Source organism: Streptomyces carpinensis (assembly GCF_002154505.1).
Lineage (GTDB): Bacteria > Actinomycetota > Actinomycetes > Streptomycetales > Streptomycetaceae > Streptomyces > Streptomyces carpinensis.
Genome location: NZ_MUBM01000046.1, coordinates 1 through 20,343 on the forward strand (window position 1 = coordinate 1; position 20,343 = coordinate 20,343).

Sequence of the window (20,343 nt, forward strand, 5' to 3'; positions counted from 1 at the left end):
CCAGGCCCTGTCGTCGAACTCCCGTCTGCCCTGCGACGCCATGCACGCTCCCCCACTGCCTTGACGGCGCGGGAGGTGCCCCCACTCGCCGCACCGGGCACAGGCCAGTGCACGGCACACTGAGAGCACGCACCTGATGCCGCAGGGCCCGCCCTCCGGGCGGACGACGGGAGTTCGACGACAGGATCTAGGGGAGGCGCGACCACCCGTGGCTCCGCACCTCCGTGAGCTGCGCCGGTCGGGCGGAATCGTACCGCCGTTCGAGCGGTGGGTCCGGGGTGGCTCCCCGCAGTGCCCGGCACCCGGGAAGGCCACGGTCATGCGACTGTGCACGTCCCTGTTCCCCTGCCTTGCCGCAGCCGCCGCCGTCCTGGCCGGTCCCACGCCCGCCCACGCCGACTCGCGTCCCGCCTGCGCCGGGCCGGACGACCGCCAATTCCCGATCACCAGCCGTCTCCACGGAGGTCCCGGCACCTACCGCGCGGGCGGCGGGTCCGGCGCCCTCTCCCTCGACCTCACCAACACCACCTCCGGCACCTGCGCCGCCGTCCACCCCGTGATCGTCCTCGTCGACAGCAAGCGCGCCCTCGAGGCAGGCCAGGCCCGGCTGGAGTTCTACGACGGCGCCCGCGCCCACCCCGTGCGCTTCGAGACCACCGACCAGCACGAGCTCGTCGGCCCGTTCGACGCCGGGCTGCCCGGGTTCACCGTCGGGCCGGGCAAGACGGTCACCGTGAAGATCCGGCTGTCCTTCGCCTCCGATGCCGTGGCGAACGAGGTCACCGCGAACGCAGCCGTCGTGCAGCGGCACGGCGACGACGGCGACTGGGTGGGCCAGTCCAACGACTACCGGTTCAGCATCCGGTCGCACGCGCACACCGCCCCCACGGCCAGCCCCGCCGCCGGCTCCCCTTCCCATCCCGCCGCCTCCGGTCCGGCGACCGCCCCTGCACCCACCTCGACGGCTTCCGCCGTCCCCGCGGACGACGGCCTCCCCTTCGCCGACCAGCTGGCACGCACCGGTCTCACCGCCCCGTACGGAGTGATCACGGCCGTCGCCCTGCTGCTCGCCGCCGGTGGGACGGTCGTGCTGGCCTGGAGGCGCCGCTGAAGTCGCCGCCCGCGTCTGCGACGATCCCTGGGTGGACTACCCCAACGACCAGGCCCCCGGCGCCCCGGTCCGCTCCGGCATCCCGGAGCACGGCCGGATCCCCAAGTACTACGCGGTGAAGGCGAGGATCGACCGCCTCGTCGGCGAGCTGGGGGAGGGCACTCCGATCCCCACCGAGCGCGACCTGTCCGAGGAGTACGGGGTAGCCCGCGAGACCGTGCGGCAGGCGCTGCGCGAGCTGGTCCTGGAGGGCAAGCTGCGGCGCCGGGGCCGCGGCACGGTCGTCGCCGGCCCCAAGCTGGAGCAGCCGCTGTCCCTGGCCAGCTACACCGAGGGCGTGCGGCGCCAGGGCCGTACGCCCGGCCGCACCCTCGTCACGCTGGACCGTTTCCCCTGCCCGGACGCCCTCGCCGCCGAGACCGGGCTCACGCGCGGCGAGCCCGTCTGGCACCTGGAGCGCGTGCTCCTCGCGGACGACGAGCGGGTCGGTCTGGAGAGCACGTACGTGGCCGTGGCCCGCGTGCCGCGCCTGGGCTCCGACTTCGATCCCGACTCCTCGTTCTACGCCCACATCAAGAAGCTCGGCATCGTCTTCGGCGACGCCGACGAGCGCATCGAGACCGTGCTCGCCACCCCCCGGGAGGCTCTGCTCATCGGCACCCCGCCGGCGCTGCCCATGCTGCTCATCCACCGCGTCTCGCGGGATGCCGAGGGCGGCCCTCTGGAGCGGGTGCGGACCCTGTACCGGGGGGACAGGTTCTCCTTCACCGCCCACCTGCGCGGCTGAGACAAAAGCCACTCCTACCGGGGTGTCGTATCACGAAAAGATAACGGGTCTAGCCCAATCGTGACGGCTCGTTCAGGCTCTCGTTGTCAGCCGGACTCTTCCGGTTCCCCATGCGAGAGGAGCGTTGCGGTCGTGAAAGTGACAGTCGTCGGAGCCGGCGTGGTGGGCACCATGCACGCCTGGCAAGCAGTGGAACGCGGCCACGAGGTCGTGCAGATCGAGCGCGAGGCCGAGGCCCGCGGCGCCTCGCTGCGCAACTTCGGCCAGATCTGGGTGAGCGGCCGAGCGGGCGGCGAGGAGCTGGAGACCGCTCTGCGCGCCCGTGAGATCTGGGAGGAGATCGGCGGCCGGGTGCCCGCGCTGGGCTTCCGCGCCAACGGATCCCTCACCCCCGTACGGGGCGGGCTGGAGCGCGCCGTCGCCGAGGCCGCCGTGGCCCGCCCGGACGCCGCGGCCCGCGGCCACAAGCTGCTGACCCCGGACGAGGCCCGCGCCCTCAACCCCGCCCTGCGCGGGGAGTTCGACGCGGCCCTGTACTGCGAGCGGGACGCCGCCGTCGAGCCGCGTACCGCCCAGCGCGCCCTGCGCGCCGAGTTGCTCAAGCACCCGAACTACACCTTCCTGCCGGGGCGCGAGGTCCGTGAGGTCGTCGGCGAGAGCGCCGTCCGCGACGACCACGGCGAGGTGCACACCGCCGACGTGGTGGTGCTGTGCACGGGCGCCTGGCTCGGCGGACTCGTACGGGAGCTGACCGGCCCCGGCCTGCCGGTGCGCCGGGTCCGGCTGCAGATGATGCAGACCGACCCGCTGGGCGAGCCGCTGCCCACCTCGGTCGCGGACGCCGACAGCTTCCGGTACTACCCGGCGTACGCCTCCGCCGCCCTGGACGAGCTCGACGCCCGGCAGCCGCAGCCCGAGACGGCCGCCGCTCACCGGATGCAGCTGCTCATGGTGCAGCGCGCGGACGGGGGACTGACCATCGGCGACACCCACGAGTACGAGCACCCCTTCGCGTTCGACACCGTCGAGGACCCCTACGAGCACCTCACCGGGGTCGTCGAGTCCCTGCTCGGCCGCCCGCTGCCGAAGATCCGCCGCCGCTGGGCCGGGGTGTACGCGCAGTGCACCGACCCCGGCCGGGTGGTGCACCGGCAGCGGGTCCGCGACGGGGTGTGGCTGGTGACCGGGCCCGGTGGGCGCGGCATGACCTGCGCGCCGGCGATCGCCGAGCAGACCGCGCACGAACTGGGCTGGTGAGAAGAGAGATGACCGACACACACACCACCGACGGCGGCGACATCCGCCTCGTCGTCCTGGACATGGCGGGCACCACCGTCGCCGACGGTGGCCTGGTCGAGCGGGCCTTCGCCGCGGCCGCCGCCGAACTCGGCGTCGAGCCCGGTTCCGCCGACCACGCCGAGAAGCTGGACTACGTACGCGCCACCATGGGCGAGTCGAAGATCACCGTCTTCCGGCACCTGTTCGGTGCCGAGGAGCCGGCCCGGCGGGCCAACGCCGCCTTCGAGAAGGCGTACGGCGAACTCGTCGACGGCGGACTGGTCGCCCCGGTCACCGGGGCGCGCGAGGCCATCGAGGAACTGCGGGCCGACGGCCGCACGGTCGTGCTGACCACCGGCTTCGCGCGCGTCACCCAGGACGCGATCCTCGACGCGCTCGGCTGGCGCGACCTGGTGCCGCTCACCCTGTGCCCGGCCGACGCCGGCGGGCGCGGGCGGCCGTACCCGGACATGGTGCTGGAGGCGTTCCTGCGCACGCAGGCCGCCACCGGCGTGCGCCAGGTGGCCGTCGTCGGGGACACCTCCTACGACGTGCTCAGCGGCGTCCGCGCCGGCGCGGGTCTGGTGGCCGGGGTCCGCACCGGAGCCCACGGCGACGAGGAGTTCCACGCCGCGGGCGCCACCCACGTCCTCGACTCGGTCGCCGCGCTTCCCGCCCTGCTTCGAGGAGCCCGGTGACATGAGCATCCGGTTCGACTCCGTCACGGTCGCCTACGACGGCAACGTCGTCCTCGACTCGCTCGACCTCACCGTCGCGCCGGGCGAGGTGATGGCACTGCTCGGGCCGTCCGGGTCCGGCAAGACCACCGCGCTGCGGGCGGTCGCCGGGTTCGTGCGGCCCGCGTCGGGGCGGGTGCTTCTGGGGGAGCGGGACGTGACGGACCTGCCGCCCCACCGGCGGGGCATCGGAATGGTCGTCCAGCAGTACGCCCTCTTCCCGCACATGCGGGTCGAGGACAACGTGGCCTTCGGGCTCAAGGCCCGCAGGGCCACCAGGGCCGAGATCCGCCAGCGGGTGGCCGACGCGCTGGAGATGACCGGTATGGCCGCCTACGCGCGCCGCTACCCGCGCGAGCTGTCCGGCGGGCAGCAGCAGCGGGTCGCCATCGCCCGCGCGCTGGCCGTCCGGCCCGCCGTGCTGCTGCTCGACGAGCCGCTGTCCGCGCTGGACGCCCGGCTGCGCTCGGGGATGCTCGGCGAACTCGCGCGACTGCACCGGGAACTGCCCGAGGTGTCCATCCTGTACGTCACCCACGACCAGATCGAGGCGCTGACCCTGGCGGACCGGATCGCGGTCATGGACAAGGCGCGCCTGCGGGCGTGCGGGACGCCACGGGAGCTGTACCGGGCCCCGGCCGACGAGTTCACCGCCTCCTTCGTCGGCAACGCCAACCTGCTGCCGGTCACCGTCACCGCCGGGGGCGCCGCCCTCGGGAGCGCCGAGCTCCAGGTCGACACGGCGGGGGCGGTGGCGGGCGCGCGGGCCACCCTGTGCGTCCGCCCGCACCTGGTCGGCCTCGGCGACGGCCCCAACCGGCTCACCGGCACCGTCAGCGAGATCCAGTGGCGCGGTTCCACGCACCGGCTCTACGTCGACGTGGCCGGCCACCCGGTCATGGCGGACCTGCGCGAACTGAGGAACCCGCCCGCCCACGGCGACGAGGTCAGCCTGCACTTCGCCCCCGAGGACGCGGTGCTGCTGGCGGCGGGGGTGGGCGGCGATGAGCGCTGAGTCCCCCCTGCGCACGGCGCCGGACCCCGCCCGGGTGCCCGCCCCGGCGGGGCGCGGACCGGCATCCGGCCGGGAGGCGGTTCTCGCGGCGGCGACGGACGGCGGCGGCGCCGGAGCGGGGACGCCCGCCGAGGCGGTGCGCGGTCGCGCGGCGCGGGCCGGGGCGCGGCGGCTGCTGTGGGCCCTGCCTCCGGTCGCCCTGCTCGCCGTGTTCTTCCTCTACCCGCTGGTCCTCGTCGGCCGGCAGTCCCTCCAGCCCGACACCGGGGGCACCTCCCTCCGGCCCTACGCCGACGTCTTCGCGTCGGCCGGCTTCCGCGAGGCGCTGTGGACGACGGTGTGGCTGGCGCCGGCCGCCACCGCCGGGTGCCTGGTGCTCGGCTTCCTGCTGGCCCTGGTCATCGCGTTCGTGCCGTTCCCCGGCGCGAAGGCGGTGGCCCGGTTCGTCGACGTCTTCCTCTCCTTCCCGTCCTTCCTCGTCACGCTCGCCCTGCTGTTCGTCTACGGCCAGGTCGGCATGGCCAACGGCCTGTGGACGGACCTCACCGGAGCCGCCGAGGGCCCCTTCCGGTTCCTCACCACGCCCTGGGGCGTACTGCTCGCCGAGATCACGTACTTCACGCCGTTCGTGATGCGCCCACTGCTCGCCGCGTTCGCGCAGCTGGACACCGCACAGCTGGAGGCGGCCAGTTCGCTCGGCGCCCGGGCGCCCCGCATCGTCCGGCGGATCATCCTGCCGGAGGCGCTGCCCGCGCTCGCGGCCGGCGGCAGCCTCGTGCTGGTGCTGTGCCTCAACGAGTTCGGCATCGTGCTGTTCACCGGCGCCAAGGGCGTCACGACGCTGCCGATGCTCATCTACAGCAAGGCGATCCTGGAGTCCGACTACCCGGGCGCGTGCGTGGTCGCCGTCGTCAACGTCCTTCTCTCCGTGGGCCTGTACGGCCTCTACCGGGTGGTGAGCCGTCGTGCTGGTGCATAGCCGCAAGGCGAAGTGGGCGGTGTGGGTGCTCTTCCTCGTCCTCTTCGTCCCCCTCTTCGCGCTGCCGCTCCTCGTCGTCCTCGGCGCCTCCCTCGCCACCCACTGGTCCGGCGTCCTGCCGTCCGGCCCGACCATCGACCACTACCGCGCCGCCACCCGCGGGGAGGCCCTCCAGGCGCTCACCACCAGCCTCCTCACAGCCCTCGCCGCGAGCCTGCTCGCCCTGGCCGTGGGCACCTGGGCGGCGCTGGCCGCCGCCGCGCTGAAGAAGAGCCACCGGCGCGTGATGGACGCCCTGTTCGTGCTGCCCGTCGCCGTCCCCTCGGTCGTCGTCGGCCTGTCGGTCCTGGTGGCCTTCTCCCAGCCGCCGCTGCTGCTCAACGGCACCCGCTGGATCGTGATCCTCGCCCACACCGTTTTGGTGACCGCCTTCGCCCACCAGTCCGTGTCCGCCGCGATCGTCCGCCTCGACCCGGCCTACGAGCAGGCCGCCGCCTCCCTCGGCGCCGGCCCCGCCCGCGTTCTGTGGCGGGTCCGCCTGCCGTTGCTGCTGCCCTCGCTCACCGCCGCCGCCGGTCTCTGCTTCGCCCTGTCCATGGGCGAGCTGAGCGCCACGATGATGCTCTACCCGCCCGACTGGACCCCGCTGCCCGTCCTGATCCACGCGGCCACCGACCGCGGCGCCCTGTTCGCCGGCTCCGCCGTCGCGGTGGTCCTCATGGCGGCCACGCTGCTCGTCCTGTTCGCCGTCTCGCGCGTCCGCACCAGAGCCTCCTACCGCTGACCCGGACACGCGTCCGATCCGCCCGCCCGACCCCCAAAAGCCCCTTCCCACGCCAGGAGTTCGTTTCGCCATGCCCAGGAACACTCTCAAGGTCACCACCGCCCTCGCCGGCTCCCTGCTCCTCGCCGCTCCGCTGCTGTCCGCGTGCGGCGGTTCCTCCGCCGCCGCCGACGAGAAGGCCGTCACCGTCTACAGCGCCGACGGCCTCAAGGGCGAGAACGGCGACGGCTGGTACGACCGCGTCTTCAAGGACTTCGAGAAGCAGACCGGCATCAAGGTCAAGTACGTCGAGGGCGGCTCCGGCGAGATGGTGCAGCGCGCCGTCCGCGAGAAGAGCAACCCGCAGGCCGACGTGCTGGTCACCCTGCCGCCGTTCATCCAGCAGGCCGACGGCAAGGGCCTGCTGCAGAAGTACGCCCCCAAGGGTTCCGAGCAGGTCGGCGCCGCCGACAAGGCGGCCGACGGGACGTGGACGTCCGTCGTCAACAACTACTTCGGCTTCGTCTACAACAAGAAGGAGCTGAAGCAGGCGCCCAAGACCTGGCAGGAGCTGCTGGACGGCAAGTACAGGAACAAGCTGCAGTACTCCACGCCCGGCGTCGCCGGCGACGGCACCGCCGTGCTGATCAAGGCCATGCACGACTTCGGCGGCAAGCAGCCCGCCCTGGACTACCTCAAGAAGCTCCAGGCCAACAACGTCGGCCCGTCCGCCTCCACCGGCAAGCTCGCCCCCAAGGTCGACAAGGGCGAGCTCCTCGTCGCCAACGGCGACGTGCAGATGAACTACGCCCAGTCCAAGACCATGCCGGGCCTCGGCATCTGGTTCCCGGCCGGGCAGGACGGCAAGCCCACCACCTTCGCCCTGCCGTACGCGGCCGGCCTGGTCACCAAGGCCCCGCACAGCGAGAACGGCAGGAAGCTCCTCGACTTCATGCTCGGCCGGCAGGCGCAGCAGGAGGTCAGCGAGATCGGCGGCGGCTTCAGCGCCCGCGGGGACGTCAAGGCCACCGACGCCAACGCGACCGCCCTGGCCGGGCTCATGAACGGCGTGCAGGTCTTCGAGCCGGACTGGAGCGACATCGACAAGAACCTCACCGGGTACGTCGAGGACTGGAAGTCCGCCACCGGCAGCTGACGGGTGGAGATCACCTGCTCCTGACCGGGACCCTTACCCGCGGGTCCTGATTAGGCTGTGGGGCGTCGGTACGCCGTGGTTCCGGCGCCCCCAGTTGTCGACCGTACGCACGCAGGAGACGCACCACATGGCAGACCGCAAGCCCATCGAGTCGTGGCTCACCGACATGGACGGCGTCCTCATACACGAGGGCGTACCGATCCCGGGCGCCGACGCCTTCCTCAAGAAGCTGCGGGAGTCGGGGCGCCCCTTCCTGGTGCTCACCAACAACTCCATCTACACCCAGCGCGACCTGCACGCCCGGCTGCGCCGCATGGGCCTGGACGTGCCGGTGGAGAACATCTGGACCTCGGCGCTGGCCACCGCCCAGTTCCTGGACGACCAGCGGCCCGGCGGCAGCGCCTACGTCATCGGCGAGGCGGGCCTGACCACCGCGCTGCACGACATCGGCTACGTCCTGACCGACCACGAGCCCGACTTCGTGATCCTCGGCGAGACCAGGACGTACTCCTTCGAGGCCCTGACGAAGGCCGTGCGGCTGATCAACAACGGCGCCCGGTTCATCGCCACCAACCCCGACAACGTCGGCCCGTCCGTCGAGGGCGACCTGCCCGCCACCGGCTCGGTCGCCGCCCTGATCACCGCGGCGACCGGCAGGAAGCCGTACTTCGTCGGCAAGCCCAACCCGCTGATGATGCGCGCCGGGCTCAACGCGATCGGCGCCCACTCGGAGACCTCCGCCATGATCGGCGACCGCATGGACACCGACGTGCTCGCCGGTCTGGAGGCCGGGATGCGCACGTTCCTGGTGCTGACCGGTGTGACGCAGCCGGCGGACGTCGACCGCTACCCGTTCCGGCCGTCCGAGGTCATCGACTCGATCGCCGACCTGGTCGAGCGGGTCTGAACCGGGCTGACCGGAGCCACACACCACGGGTGCGTCCTCACCCGAACGGAGCAGCGCCGGCCCGCACCGGATGCGGGACCGGCCCCTCTGGCGTCTTGTGGTAGCCGGAGGTTGTCACGATGGGTTCGCTGCGCCTGACGCTCTGTGCCGGGCTTTTGGTGGCCGGTGCCTTCGCTCCGGCCGTCCTCGACCCGTCCGGCGCCGCCCACAGGGCGGACCAGGCGGACGGGTCGAGCCGGGGCCGTGCGGCGCGCCCGTCGTCCGCCGCCGGCGGCAAGGTCGCCGCCGCACCGGAGCAGGAACGGCCGGTCCCGTCGGAGTCTCCGTCCGCACACGCCGTCGCGGACGCGCCCGGCAAGGCGCACGCGGTGACCGGCCTGGTTCTCGTGGGTGTCGCGGCGACCGCCGTCGCCCTCCTGCCCCGGGCGCTCGGCGCCGCCCGCGCCAGGGCGGACGACAACGAGCGGCGCGACCCCGACCGGCGCGAGCGCGACCGGCGACGGACCGAGGTCTGAGGGATGCGATCACGATGTCCGACACCGAACGTCTGAGTGGTACCGGCCGTCTGCTGGCCGGGCTGGCCTGGGTGGTCCTGCTGCTCGGGGTGTGGCAGTGGGGAGGCGACCGGGCCGAGGTGCCGCAGGGCCCGGCCCAGCCGACGACCACCGGGGACATGGCCGCGGTCGGCCGCCCCGCGCACAGCAGCCCGCAGCCCGGCCCGTCCGGCCGCTGACGGCCGCCCGGGCCCGGCGCCCGGAGCTTCCTCACGCGCCCCCACCTCACCGAACAGGCCGGTGTGCCACCTCGCCGGAACCGGCCCGTGGGCCGGGGCCGGCTGGCAGCATGGAATGCGGGCCGGGTGGCCGAGCGCACCGAGGGGGAGTACGCATGCACGGCAGGAGGGGGGCCCGCGCGCGCGTCCCCGCGGCAGGGGCACGGGCGTCGGCGGCGCTGCTCACGGTGGCACTGCTGGTCACCGGGTGCTCCTCCGGCGACGGGGGCGAGGACAGGAGCGGAAGCGACCGGGGCGGGGGCGCCGCGATCACCCAGCAGCCCAAGGAGGCCGACCCGTTCTGGGTCAACCCGGACAGCAGGGCGGCCCGGCAGGTCGCCGCCTACGTCAAGGCGGGCAGGACGGCCGACGCCGAGCAGATCCGGAAGATCGCGCAGCAGCCGACCGGTGAGTGGATCGGCTCGGAGAACCCCGAGCAGGAGGCACGCGGCTTCACCGAGGCCGCCGGGAAGGCGGGCCGCACCGCGCTGCTCGTCCTCTACAACATCCCGCACCGCGACTGCGGCCAGTACTCGCAGGGCGGCGCCGCCGACGGCGACGCCTACCGCGCCTGGCTCGACGGCGTGGCCCGCGGCATCGGCGACCGGGCCGCCACGGTGATCCTGGAACCGGACGCCGTGCTGCACCTGGTGGACGGCTGCACCCCGGCCGAGTTGCAGGAGGAGCGCTACGACCTCCTCGAGGGCGCCGTCGCCCGGCTCAAGTCCCTGAAGGACACCAGGGTCTACGTGGACGCCGGCAACGCGGGCTGGGGCCGGCCCGACCAGATCTTCCAGCCGCTGCGCCGGGCGGGCGTGGACCGGGCCGACGGCTTCGCCGTCAACGTCTCCAACTTCTACTCCACCGAGGACTCCCTCGCCTACGGCAAGGAACTGTCCGCGAAGGTCGGCGGCAAGCACTTCGTCATCGACACCAGCCGCAACGGCAACGGCCCCTACACGGGGGGCGACCCGGACGAGCGCTGGTGCAATCCGCCCGGCCGCGCCCTCGGCGAGACCCCCACGACCACCACGGCCGACCCGCTGGTCGACGCCTACCTGTGGGTCAAGCGCCCCGGCGAGTCCGACGGCACCTGCAAGGGCGGCCCGAAGGCGGGGGACTGGTGGCCGCGGTACGCCCTCGACCTCGCGACGGCCTCCCAGTAGGCCGAAGGAGCCCTAGGGCACCTTCACCCACTGCGCCGTGCTCGGTGTCCCCTGGTCGTCGACCACGAACAGCATGTACCACCCCGACTGGACCAGGTTCCGGTTCCTCGGCACCGTCACCGTGACCTTGTCACCGGACGCCTTGAAGTCCAGGGCGATCGAGCGCTGGTCCACGTCCGTGACGTGTGTGGATGCGCTGGGGCGGATCAGCCGGGCCTTCTTGATCGTGGCGGCGTGCTGCGAGGCGAACGTCCCCGCCGCGCCCCGCGCGATGGTCTGCGGGCCGCCCGAGAGCGAGGGCCGCGCGTCCCGGTACAGGTACGGCGGCGTGTAGATCTCGATGCGCTGCTCGAAGGTGCCCGGCTTGGTGTTGGCCTTGTCGCCGTAGAGCGAGTCGGAGCCGAAGAACATCACCCGGCCGTCGGGCAGCAGGATCGAGCCCGAGTGGTAGTTGCGGCCCACCAGCGGGTCGGCGACCCGCCGGAAGGTGTCGGACTTCGGGTCGTACAGCCGGGCCTGGAGGATGTCGGAGTCGCTGCGGCCCCGGTAGTCCTCCGAGCCGCCGGAGACCAGCACGGTGTCGTCCGGGAGGATGGAGGACTGGGGGTAGCGGGTGCCCTTCTCCAGCGACGGGCCGTCGGTGAAGTGCGGGTTCTTCGCCTTCAGGTCGATCAGCCTGGTCCGCTTGCTGGACAGTCTGGACTCGCCGACCCCGCCACCGCCGATGACCAGGTACTTCTCGTCCTGGGCCGGCGGCAGCAGCACCGTCCCGGAGGTCTCCATCATGTTCGCGTCGCTCAGTCCGGGCAGCCTGGTGAACCCGTTGCCGGTCACGTCCCAGATGCCGGGGTCGCGGCCCACGTCGTCGGGGCCGTAGCCCGCGTTCGAGCCCGAGTAGAAGATCTTGCCGTTCTCCATCAGGAACAGCGCCGGGTAGGTCGGGAACTGACGGATCCTCGGCGTGTACGTCCACTTCCCCGTTCTCGGGTCGAAGATCTCGTTCTTGCCCGGGACCAGCTGGCCGATGTCGTCCAGACCGGAGACGCTGAGGACCCGCCCGTCGCTCAGGGTGGTGAGCGTGGGGTACCAGCGGGCCTCGTGCATCGGGTCGACCTTGATGTACTTCTCGGCGACCGGGTCGAACTCGTAGGTGTCCCTGATCCCCTGGAAGTCCTTCTTGTCCAGGGCGAGTTTCTGCGCGATGCCGTAGGTGTTGCGGGCGTCGGCGCCGGACAGGCCCTGGACGCGGTAGTTGTCCTGGGTCCCGGTCTCGTACCGGGCACCGCTCCTGAGCGCCTCGACGTAGATGCGCCCGAGTCCGGGGGTGTTGCCGAGGAACCTCCCGGTGCGCTTGTCGAAGTTCTTCTTCGCGCGCGGGACCAGCACCGGGTCCTTGGAGACGAACGTCCTGCCGTTCGCCCGGCCGGTGAACCTCGTGCCCGCGGGCAGGGTGATCGGCTTGTCCGGGTTCTCGTTGTGGACGATCATCAGGCCGCCGGCCTTGGTGACGTCCCCCTTGAGCTTCTCGTACCGCTTGGTGCCGCCCGCGATCAGGATCTTGCCGTCGGCGAGCTGGGTGTGGCCCGTGCAGAACAGGTCGTTGGGCGTGGGCACCTTCTTGACGGTGCCCTTGACCGGGTCCCAGATCCGGGAGTCGAACCTCTTGGCGTCGAAGTTCTCCTGGTTGTTGCCCGAGCCCGCGACCAGCAGCACCTTCCCGGTGTGCAGCAGCACCGCGTGGATGGTGTCCTGCCGGTACTTCCTGGGGACCTCCACGATGTCCCAGTGGCCGTTGGCGGCCTTGTACCCGGGCTTGTCGATCACGTAGCGGTGGTAGCGCTCCGTGCCGAAGCGGTACAGCCACGGTCCGTTCATCCCGGCCAGGGCGAGGACCACGACCGCGCCGATCCCGAGCCGGCGGGCACGGCGGAGGCCGGCCTGCTGCTCCCTCATTCCTCACGTCCCCCCAGGCCCCCGAGGGCGATCTGCATGGTGTGCTCGCCCGTCCCCTCCGAGCTCGTCCGGCCGGACCCCGCCCAGGTGGGCCGGCGCTGCGGTGCGTGCGCGGCGTGCGCCGACGGCACGGCGTCCTGCGGCTCGGCGGCGGCCGGGGCCGGTTCCGGCCCGCGCCGGTCCTGCCGCAGCGTCCACTGCCAGGCGAGGATCGGTGAGGCGGTGATGAGCAGGGCGAGGGACGTCCACGTGATCATCGCGGGGTGGGAGTGCCCGAGGGCGAAGCCGGCGGCCAGGGAGCCGCCGAAGACGAGGATGAAGAACCAGTGGACGCGGAACGTCCCGAACAGGGTGTCGGGGCTCGCCGACTCGCCCTTGGGGGTCACCACGAACCTGCTCCTGCGGCGCAGCACGGCGTCCATCAGCGAGCGGGCGTAGATCGGCGCGGACAGGGCCGACATCACCATGCCGGCCACGCCACCGGAGCCCTCCGGCTCGTGCGGGGAGACGTTGTGCCGGCGGTTCCAGACGTACAGGCCGATCTGGAGCGCCGAGGCGTTGCCGTAGAGCATCAGCCACACGGTCGGGTCGATGTTCACGCCCGACGCGCCCAGGCCCAGGAACAGCGCGCAGCTCAGCGCGGCCAGGATCCAGTTGAGGGCGGACATCGGGTAGAAGACGATCATCATGGTGTAGTTGAAGAGCCTGCCCGGCGGCAGCGAGCCGAAGCCCTTCCAGTACTGCTTGAGGATCGTCTCGTACGTCCCCCGCGACCAGCGCAGCTGCTGGGTGAAGAAGTCCGTCCAGGCGTTCGGGCCCTCGCCGACGGCGAGCACGTCCGGGGTGTAGACCGACTTCCACCTGCGGCCCGTCGCCGGGTTCCTGGTGCGGTGCATCTCGAAGCCGGTCGCCATGTCCTCGGTGATCGAGTCGTACAGGCCGCCGATCTGCTTGACGGCGCTGATCCGTACGGCGTTGGAGGTGCCCACGAACATCGGTGCGCCGTAGCGGTTGCCGGCGCGCTGGATCAGCGCGTGGAAGAGGAACTGCTGCGACTCGGCGGCCTTGGTGACGAACGTGTCGTAGTTGCCGTAGACCTGCGGGCCGATGACGAAGCCGACGTCCGGGTCGCGGAAGTAACCCAGTATCCGCTCCAGGTAGTTGGGCAGCGGCACGTGGTCGGTGTCGACGGAGGCGAAGAAGTCGTACGCGTCGCCGTGCGCCTGGAGCCAGGCGTTGTAGTTGCCGTGCTTGGTCTTCGCGCGGTGCGGGCCCTTGGGCTGGTTCCAGCGCTCGACGCCCTTGCGGGTGAAGTGGTGCACTCCCAGGCGCGCGCAGACCGCCTTCACCTCGTCGTCGTCGCCCTCGTCGAGCAGCCACACGTGTATCACGCCCCGGTGCCGCAGCCGTACGGCGGCCTGGAGGGTCTTCGTCACCATCTCCAGCGGTTCCTTGCCGGGCACGAAGGTGGTGAGGAAGGCGACGCGGGTGCCGGTCTCGGGCACCACCGGGACCGGATCGCGGGCTACCAGGGTGGCGTGCGCGTTGGAGAGCACGTTCATGCAGCGGAAGAACTCGATCAGGCCGATCGAGACCAGCATCACCACGTCGAGGACCGGCAGGAAGTCGTACGCCGGGTAGTCCCGCTCGGTCCAGTGCTCGGGCTGGAGCAGCCAAGCCAGCAGGACCAGTGAGAGCAGCGGCGCGGCGGCGAGCATCAGTGCGACCCGGACGCGGTGCGGTTCCTGCGAGATCAGCGAGCGGTACTGCACCCGGTACGGCCGGTCCGGGTCGGGCTCGGTGAGGGGACCGGCCAGGCGGCTGTAGTGCTCGTAGTCGTATCTGGGCAGGGCCTTTCTGAGTCTGCGAAGGCTCCCGGTGTGCCCGGAGTGGCCGTTGCGGCCCATGCGGTCGATGTGACCGCTGGCGCCTGTGCGGTGCGATGGCTGAGCCGGCACCCCCAGCCGGGCCGTCCCGGACGGATCGCGGCCGTCCTGCTGCCGGGCGCCTGTCGGCGTCGACGTCATGAGTCATCCACCCCCACACGCAGGTCACGCGCATGTTCATCGGTTTCTTGCCGGTTGCATGGCTGCCCCCCTCGGCGGCCATCGACGCACAAAGGTCCCCAATTCCCTGCGCATCGGGCAACAAGCCCAAACGGTCTTTCGAAAACCCCCAGAACCCCCAACTGCCGCGCAATGGCGGCATTGCGGCATCAAGGGTTCTACGGTGCTCATCATGATCGCAAGGTGTGAAAAGCGGAGTTCACGGCTCATACGCATGCAAGTTGCATAGAGGTACACGAGTGCGATCGCGGTGGCCGTGTGACCCGGGCGACGCGAAAGGCCCCCTCGCCTTCGAGAGGGGGCCTTGCTGCTGGGGGGTGGGTGGCGGAGCCCCCACCGCGCGCGGCGCAGCCGCGCAGATACGGCGATGGCGAGGCCGGCTCGCGCTTTCCGCGAACATGCCTCGCCATCGTCATCGTGCGCCGCCAGGGACTCGAACCCCGGACCCGCTGATTAAGAGTCAGCTGCTCTAACCAACTGAGCTAGCGGCGCCTGCTGACGTGCACAACTTTACAGGATGCGGAGTGGTGCTCCTGACCGCCCCGCTGTGGCCGGTGGGGGCATGGGAAGCCGTTCCGTGATTGGTATGAACATGTCCAAGTCGTCGCAATAACCTGGCCTTGGTCTAGACCAGCACGCACAGCACAGCTCATCGAACCTCCCCACACGTTCACCAGGAGCGGCAGCATGCGCACCAAGGCCAAGTTGTACGCGGCCGTGCTGGGCCTCACCACCGCCGGAGCCTTCGTGCTCTCCACCGGTGGTGCCAGCAGCCACGGCTACACCGACCTCCCCATCAGCAGGCAGAAGCTCTGCGCCAACGGCACCGTCACCAACTGCGGCGACATCCAGTGGGAGCCGCAGAGCGTCGAGGGGCCCAAGGGCTTCCCGGCGTCCGGACCGGCGGACGGGCGGATCTGTTCCGGCAACAACACCCGGTTCGGCGAGCTCGACAGCCCCCGGACCCCCTCGGGCGGCGCCTGGCCCACGACCCAGGTCACCGGCGGGCAGAGCTACGCCTTCCGCTGGCAGTTCACGGCGCGGCACGCCACGACCGACTTCAAGTACTACGTCACCCGGCAGGGCTGGAACCAGGACCACGCCCTGACCCGTTCCGACCTGAACACGACCCCGTTCCTGACGGTCCCCTACGCCGGCAAGCAGCCTCCGGCCACCCTCAGCCACAGTGGCACCCTGCCCACCGGGCTGAGCGGCCACCACGTCATCCTCGCCGTCTGGACGATCGCCGACACGGGCAACGCGTTCTACGCCTGCTCCGACGTCACCTTCTGACCGGCCCCGGAGGTTCTGAGCCTCCCTTGAGCCACCGGCGCGGCCGGCGTGGGTAGCTTCCTGCCACGCCGGCCGATCACGGCCGCACGGAGTTCGGGGGGCTTCATGGAGGCGTTGTCCTACGCCGTACCGGCGCTGTTCTACGTCGTGCCGACGCTCATGATCGGCGGGGCGGTGTTCCTCCTCGTCCGGATCACCGGCCGCTCGCGAGAGGTGCGCGGCGCCTGGAACAGCGGGCTCACGGCCGAGGCGCGGTGTCTGCGGACGTACGGCACGAGCCGCGACGGGCACGGTGGCGCGAGCACCACGCTGCACCACGTGTATGAGTTCACGACCCGCGAGGGCCGCAGCGTCCGGTTCGCCGAGAGCAACGGGCCGGCGACGATCGTCGAGGGCGACATCGTCACCGTCCACTACGCGGCCGGGCGTCCCGAGCGGGCGACGGCCCATGCCCCGGCGCCCGGCAGGCTCGCGGCGGGCCAGGGCTGCGCCTACGCCTTCCTCGGCGTCTTCATCGCCTTCTGCCTCGTCTTCATGGCAGTCGCCCACCCGATCTTCTCGGTGGTGGACGAGGTGCTGCCGTAGCGGCCCGCGAGGGACGCGGAAGGCCCCCCGCTTCCGCGAGGGGCCTTCCGTATCGTGCGCCGCCAGGGACTCGAACCCCGGACCCGCTGATTAAGAGTCAGCTGCTCTAACCAACTGAGCTAGCGGCGCATGACTCTCGCCTTCCGCTTCCCGCAGTCGGCGACGAAGAAAATACTACCTGGTTCCGAGGGGTGCTCGTGACCACCCCGGGCGGGCGGACCGGCAGGGCCGCGCGGGCCGTGCCGATCCGGCGCACGCCCCGGTCACAGCACCGCGCTGAGGAACTCCCGGGTGCGCTCCTCGCGGGGCTCGCCGAAGATCCGCTCCGGCGGACCGGACTCCACCACCCGCCCGGAGTCGAACATCAGCACCTGGTCGGAGATGTCCCGGGCGAAACCCATCTCGTGGGTCACGCAGAGCAGGGTGATGTCGGTGCTGCGGGCGATGTCCCGCAGCACGTCCAGCACGCCCGCGACCAGCTCCGGGTCCAGCGCCGAGGTCACCTCGTCCAGCAGCAGCACCTGCGGGCGCATCGCCAGCGCACGGGCGATCGCCACCCGCTGCTGCTGGCCGCCGGACAGCTGCGAGGGCCGGGAGTCGCACTTGTCGGCCAGGCCCACCAGGTCCAGCAGCTCCCGGGCGCGGGCGTCCGCCTCGTCCCGGGACATGCCGAGCACGGTGACCGGGGCCTCGGTGATGTTCCTCAGCACGGTCATGTTCGGGAACAGGTTGAAGTGCTGGAAGACCATGCCGATCTTCTTGCGGATCTCCCTGACCTGCTTGTCGGAGGCCGGGAAGAGCTGGTCGCCGTCGACCGTGATGGTTCCCTCGTCGGGCTTGGTCAGGGTCATCAGCAGCCGCAGGATCGTGGTCTTGCCCGATCCGGAGGGGCCGATGAGGGTGACGTGCTTGCCGGCGCTGACGGAGAAGTCCAGCCCGTCGAGGACGGTCTGGTCCCCGAAGCGCTTGGTCACCCTCTCCAGGCGGACCAGTTCGGCGGTCGTGGTGCCGGTGGTGGGACGTTCGGGATTCTTGGCTGCGTCAACGGACAAGACGTCGCTCCAGTGCTCGCAGGAGGAGGGAGGCCAGATAGGAAACGAGGATGAAGGCCACGCCGATCACGGTCAGGGGCTCGGTGAACTGGAAGTGCTGCTGGGAGTACAGCCGCGCCTGCCCGAGCATCTCCAGCACGGTGATCGCCATCAGCATCGGCGTGTCCTTGAGCATCGAGATGACGTAGTTGCCGAGCGCCGGGACCACCCGGCGGATCGCCTGCGGAAGGATCACCGCCGTCCAGGTCCGCCGCCACGGCAGGTTCAGCGCCGTCGCCGCCTCCCACTGGCCGACGGGCACCGCCTCGATGCCGGCCCGGTAGACCTGCATCGTGTACGTCGAGTAGTGCAGTCCGATCGCGAAGACCCCGGTGGTCAGCGCGGAGAAGGTCAGCCCCCACTCGGGCAGCACGTAGAAGAGGAAGAACAGCTGCACCAGCAGCGGAGTGTTGCGGACGAACTCCGTCACCACCCCCACCGGCCAGCGCACCCACCGGGTCGGCAGCCGCATCAGCAGCGCCCAGACCAGGCCCAGCGCGAAGGAGATCACCGAGCCCAGCGCGAGGGCCTGCAGGGTGACCAGCAGGCCGTCCCAGAAGTGCGGCAGGAAGTCGCTCACGGCGCTCCAGTCCCACTTCATGCGGCACCACCTCCCACGCCGACGCCGGTCGTCTGGGCCCGCTTGAGGTCACGCGCCGCCGGCTCGGCGAGCGGGTCCCTGCCGATCCCCCTCTTCAGCCGCTTCTCCAGCCCCCGCATCAGCCGGGTCAGCAGGAACGCGATCACGAAGTAGATGAGCAGCACGTACGTGTAGATCTGCGCGCTCTGCTGGAGGGCGAGCCGGACGAGGTTGCCGCTGAACGCCAGATCGCCCATGCCCATGATCGACACCAGCGAGGTCCCCTTGAGCAGCTCGATCAGCAGGTTGCAGAAGGAGGGGATCATCTCCGGCACCGCCTGCGGCAGCAGGATCAGGCGCATCCGCTGCCACGGCGTGAAGCTGAGCGCGATCCCGCCCTCCCGCTGCGCCGGGTCCACCGCGTTCAGGGCTCCGCGCACGATCTCCGAGCCGTACGCCCCGTACGTCAGCCCGAGCGCCAGCGTGCCGGCCCACATCGGCACCAGCTGCCAGCCGAAGGCGGGCGGCAGCACGAAGAACACCCAGAAGATCATCACCAGTGCCGAGGTCCCGCGGAACACCTCGGTGTAGAGGCCCGCGAGGAAGCGGACGATCCACAGCCGGTGGGTGCGGGCGACACCGACCACGAAGGAGACGGCGGTGGCCAGCAGCGCACTGAAGAACAGCAGCTGGATCGTGGTCCAGACGCCCCGGAGGACGAGTTCCCAGAGTCCTGTGGTCATCCGCCGCACAGCTCCTTCGCGGTCAGGTCCGTCATCTCGGCCTTGGTGAATCCGAAGGGCTGAAGGATCCGGAACAGTTCGCCGCTCTTCTTCAGCTTGTGCAGCTCGGCGTTGAAGGCGTCCCGCAGTTTGGTCTCGGTCGGCCGGAAGGCGAAGGCGCCGCCGTCGACGTGCGGTTTGCCCTTCACCAGCGGCGCGAAGGGCGGGGTGGCCTCGGCCTTGGAGGACTTCTTCACCACCTCGCGGGTGGTGAGCGCCGTACCGGCGAAGACGTCCACCCGGCCGGCCTCCACGGCGTTCAGGCCCGCCACCTGGTCGGGGACGATCAGGATGTCGCTCTGCTTGTACCCGGCGTCCACCGCGTACTCGATCTCGGCGTAGCCGGTGCCGGTGGCGAACTTCGCCTTCTTCGCCACGATGTCCTGATAGCTGTGCAGCCCCTTCGGGTTGCCCTTGCGGACGATGAAGGAGTCGAGCATCTGGTAGTCGGGGTCGGCGAAGATGACCTGCTCGCAGCGGTCGGGGTTGACGTACATTCCGGCGGCCACGACGTCGAACTGCTGCGAGTTCAGCCCCGGGATCAGCGAGCCGAACTCGGTCGGCACGGGCTGCACCTTGTCCACGCCGAGGCGTTTGAAGATCACCCGGGCCAGCTCGGGCGCCTCGCCCGTCAGGTCGCCGTTCTTGTCGATGTACCCGAACGGGATCTCGCCCGCGATGCCGAGCCGTACGACGCCCGCCGCCCGGAGCCGGTCGAGCAGGTCACCGCCGTTCTCGGTGGACGCCGTCGCCACGCGACTGCAGCCCGCGGCGCCGAGCGCGCCGAGCGCCGCGACCCCCGCGAGCAGCGACCGGCGGCTGGGCCCGGGTATCCGTCTGCCTTTTCCAAGTGCAAGTGGTGCAGCCATGGGCGCGCGGCTACCCAGGCCCAATCGACTTATGCGCAGCAGATTTCCGGGACATCGGGTACTCGGGATGGAAGGGCCCGAACCGGGCCGGGCCGCGACGACGACCGCACGAGCGCCGCACCGACAGCAGAAAGGCTGGTCATGACCGCACTCGGATTCCTCTACCCGGGCCACTTCGCCGAGGACGACTATCCGCGCATGGAGCAGCTCCTGGGCAGTGACATCCGGGTGGACCTGGTCCACACCGGGATCGACCAGGACGCGTACCAGGCGGCGGCGCTGCGCGCGACGGACTCGGCCGAGCGGCTCGCGCAGAGCGTCGAGGCGCTGCGGCTGTCCGGCGCGGAGGCCGTGGTGTGGGCCAGCACCAGCGGAAGCTTCGGGCGGGGCTGGGAGGGTGCCCACGCGCAGGTGCACGACCTCGCCCGGGCCGCCGGCATGCCGGCCTCCTCG

General features: G+C 71.3%; 20 protein-coding genes, 2 tRNA genes and 1 pseudogene. 15 read left to right on the plus strand and 8 right to left on the minus strand.

Translation table 11 applies throughout. The features are described 5' to 3' along the window. Positions 1–319 precede the first annotated feature (319 nt). The 12 genes from BZY54_RS07420 (at position 320) to BZY54_RS07475 (ending at position 10,671) form a co-directional block, all read left to right on the plus strand. Positions 320–1,111: a hypothetical protein gene (locus BZY54_RS07420; protein ID WP_086723834.1), complete on the plus strand. Its 792-nt coding sequence runs from the start codon at positions 320–322 to the stop codon at positions 1,109–1,111. A gap of 31 nt (positions 1,112–1,142) precedes the next feature. Next, positions 1,143–1,898 carry a GntR family transcriptional regulator gene (locus BZY54_RS07425; protein ID WP_086723809.1) on the plus strand — a complete coding sequence of 252 codons (756 nt, stop codon included), beginning with the start codon at positions 1,143–1,145 and terminating at the stop codon, positions 1,896–1,898. Positions 1,899–2,030: 132 nt separating this feature from the next. Next, a complete protein-coding gene (locus tag BZY54_RS07430) occupies positions 2,031–3,155 on the plus strand; it encodes a TIGR03364 family FAD-dependent oxidoreductase (RefSeq protein WP_086723811.1) in 1,125 nt (374 codons plus the stop codon). Between the two features lie 8 nt (positions 3,156–3,163). Next, positions 3,164–3,874, plus strand: a complete 711-nt coding sequence (locus BZY54_RS07435) for a phosphonatase-like hydrolase (RefSeq protein WP_086723812.1) — start codon at positions 3,164–3,166, stop codon at positions 3,872–3,874. Between the two features lies 1 nt (position 3,875). Further along, positions 3,876–4,928: an ABC transporter ATP-binding protein gene (locus BZY54_RS07440; RefSeq protein WP_086723813.1), complete on the plus strand. Its 1,053-nt coding sequence runs from the start codon at positions 3,876–3,878 to the stop codon at positions 4,926–4,928. Continuing rightward, positions 4,918–5,907, plus strand: coding sequence for a 2-aminoethylphosphonate ABC transporter permease subunit (locus BZY54_RS07445; protein ID WP_244217017.1), 990 nt, complete (start codon positions 4,918–4,920; stop codon positions 5,905–5,907). Before BZY54_RS07440 ends, BZY54_RS07445 begins: the two co-directional genes overlap by 11 nt. Next, positions 5,894–6,691 (plus strand): ABC transporter permease, encoded by a 798-nt coding sequence (locus tag BZY54_RS07450; protein WP_208640582.1) that lies wholly within the window; start codon positions 5,894–5,896, stop codon positions 6,689–6,691. Before BZY54_RS07445 ends, BZY54_RS07450 begins: the two co-directional genes overlap by 14 nt. 70 nt (positions 6,692–6,761) lie before the next feature. After that, a complete protein-coding gene (locus BZY54_RS07455; protein WP_086723815.1) occupies positions 6,762–7,826 on the plus strand; it encodes a 2-aminoethylphosphonate ABC transporter substrate-binding protein in 1,065 nt (354 codons plus the stop codon). 127 nt (positions 7,827–7,953) lie between these two features. Then, positions 7,954–8,733 carry an HAD-IIA family hydrolase gene (locus BZY54_RS07460; protein WP_086723817.1) on the plus strand — a complete coding sequence of 260 codons (780 nt, stop codon included), beginning with the start codon at positions 7,954–7,956 and terminating at the stop codon, positions 8,731–8,733. Positions 8,734–8,852: 119 nt separating this feature from the next. Continuing rightward, complete coding sequence (locus BZY54_RS07465; protein WP_086723818.1) at positions 8,853–9,248, plus strand: hypothetical protein; 396 nt, start codon at positions 8,853–8,855, stop codon at positions 9,246–9,248. 14 nt (positions 9,249–9,262) lie between these two features. Beyond that, positions 9,263–9,466 (plus strand): hypothetical protein, encoded by a 204-nt coding sequence (locus tag BZY54_RS07470; protein WP_086723819.1) that lies wholly within the window; start codon positions 9,263–9,265, stop codon positions 9,464–9,466. Between the two features lie 155 nt (positions 9,467–9,621). Continuing rightward, entirely contained in the window at positions 9,622–10,671 is a 1,050-nt protein-coding gene (locus BZY54_RS07475; protein WP_086723820.1) for a glycoside hydrolase family 6 protein, read from the plus strand. A gap of 12 nt (positions 10,672–10,683) precedes the next feature. Here the strand turns inward: BZY54_RS07475 and glxA are convergent, their stop codons facing one another. From glxA to BZY54_RS07490, 3 genes are all read right to left on the minus strand, one after another. Then, on the minus strand, positions 10,684–12,624 hold the full coding sequence (gene glxA / locus BZY54_RS07480; protein ID WP_086723821.1) for a radical copper oxidase GlxA: 1,941 nt from the start codon (positions 12,622–12,624) through the stop codon (positions 10,684–10,686). Next, positions 12,621–14,651 (minus strand): glycosyltransferase family 2 protein, encoded by a 2,031-nt coding sequence (locus BZY54_RS07485; protein WP_086723823.1) that lies wholly within the window; start codon positions 14,649–14,651, stop codon positions 12,621–12,623. Before BZY54_RS07485 ends, glxA begins: the two co-directional genes overlap by 4 nt. Positions 14,652–15,108: 457 nt before the next feature. Then, a tRNA-Lys gene (locus tag BZY54_RS07490) sits at positions 15,109–15,182 on the minus strand. Between the two features lie 195 nt (positions 15,183–15,377). Between BZY54_RS07490 and BZY54_RS07495 the strand changes: the two genes are divergently transcribed. Together BZY54_RS07495 and BZY54_RS07500 are read left to right on the plus strand one after the other, a co-directional pair. Continuing rightward, positions 15,378–15,983 carry a lytic polysaccharide monooxygenase auxiliary activity family 9 protein gene (locus tag BZY54_RS07495; RefSeq protein WP_086723825.1) on the plus strand — a complete coding sequence of 202 codons (606 nt, stop codon included), beginning with the start codon at positions 15,378–15,380 and terminating at the stop codon, positions 15,981–15,983. A gap of 105 nt (positions 15,984–16,088) precedes the next feature. Further along, entirely contained in the window at positions 16,089–16,568 is a 480-nt protein-coding gene (locus BZY54_RS07500) for a DUF3592 domain-containing protein (RefSeq protein ID WP_086723827.1), read from the plus strand. A 55-nt stretch (positions 16,569–16,623) separates the two neighbouring features. On the opposite strand, the gene BZY54_RS07505 is transcribed toward BZY54_RS07500, so the two are convergent. The 5 genes from BZY54_RS07505 to ehuB all read right to left on the minus strand — a co-directional run bounded on the left by BZY54_RS07505 (position 16,624) and on the right by ehuB (position 19,890). Beyond that, positions 16,624–16,697 (minus strand) — tRNA-Lys (locus BZY54_RS07505). A gap of 134 nt (positions 16,698–16,831) precedes the next feature. After that, on the minus strand, positions 16,832–17,620 hold the full coding sequence (gene ehuA / locus BZY54_RS07510) for an ectoine/hydroxyectoine ABC transporter ATP-binding protein EhuA (protein WP_086723828.1): 789 nt from the start codon (positions 17,618–17,620) through the stop codon (positions 16,832–16,834). Next, entirely contained in the window at positions 17,610–18,260 is a 651-nt protein-coding gene (gene ehuD, locus BZY54_RS07515; protein ID WP_086723829.1) for an ectoine/hydroxyectoine ABC transporter permease subunit EhuD, read from the minus strand. Before ehuD ends, ehuA begins: the two co-directional genes overlap by 11 nt. After that, the gene (ehuC, locus tag BZY54_RS07520; protein WP_086723831.1) at positions 18,257–18,982 is read right to left on the minus strand and encodes an ectoine/hydroxyectoine ABC transporter permease subunit EhuC; all 726 of its coding nucleotides are present in this window, start codon (positions 18,980–18,982) and stop codon (positions 18,257–18,259) included. Before ehuC ends, ehuD begins: the two co-directional genes overlap by 4 nt. After that, the gene (gene ehuB, locus BZY54_RS07525; protein WP_086723832.1) at positions 18,979–19,890 is read right to left on the minus strand and encodes an ectoine/hydroxyectoine ABC transporter substrate-binding protein EhuB; all 912 of its coding nucleotides are present in this window, start codon (positions 19,888–19,890) and stop codon (positions 18,979–18,981) included. The genes ehuC and ehuB overlap by 4 nt, the downstream gene beginning before the upstream one ends. 141 nt (positions 19,891–20,031) lie before the next feature. Here ehuB and BZY54_RS07530 point away from each other — a divergent pair. Then, positions 20,032–20,343 (plus strand): annotated as a pseudogene (locus BZY54_RS07530) (decarboxylase); the annotation flags it as partial.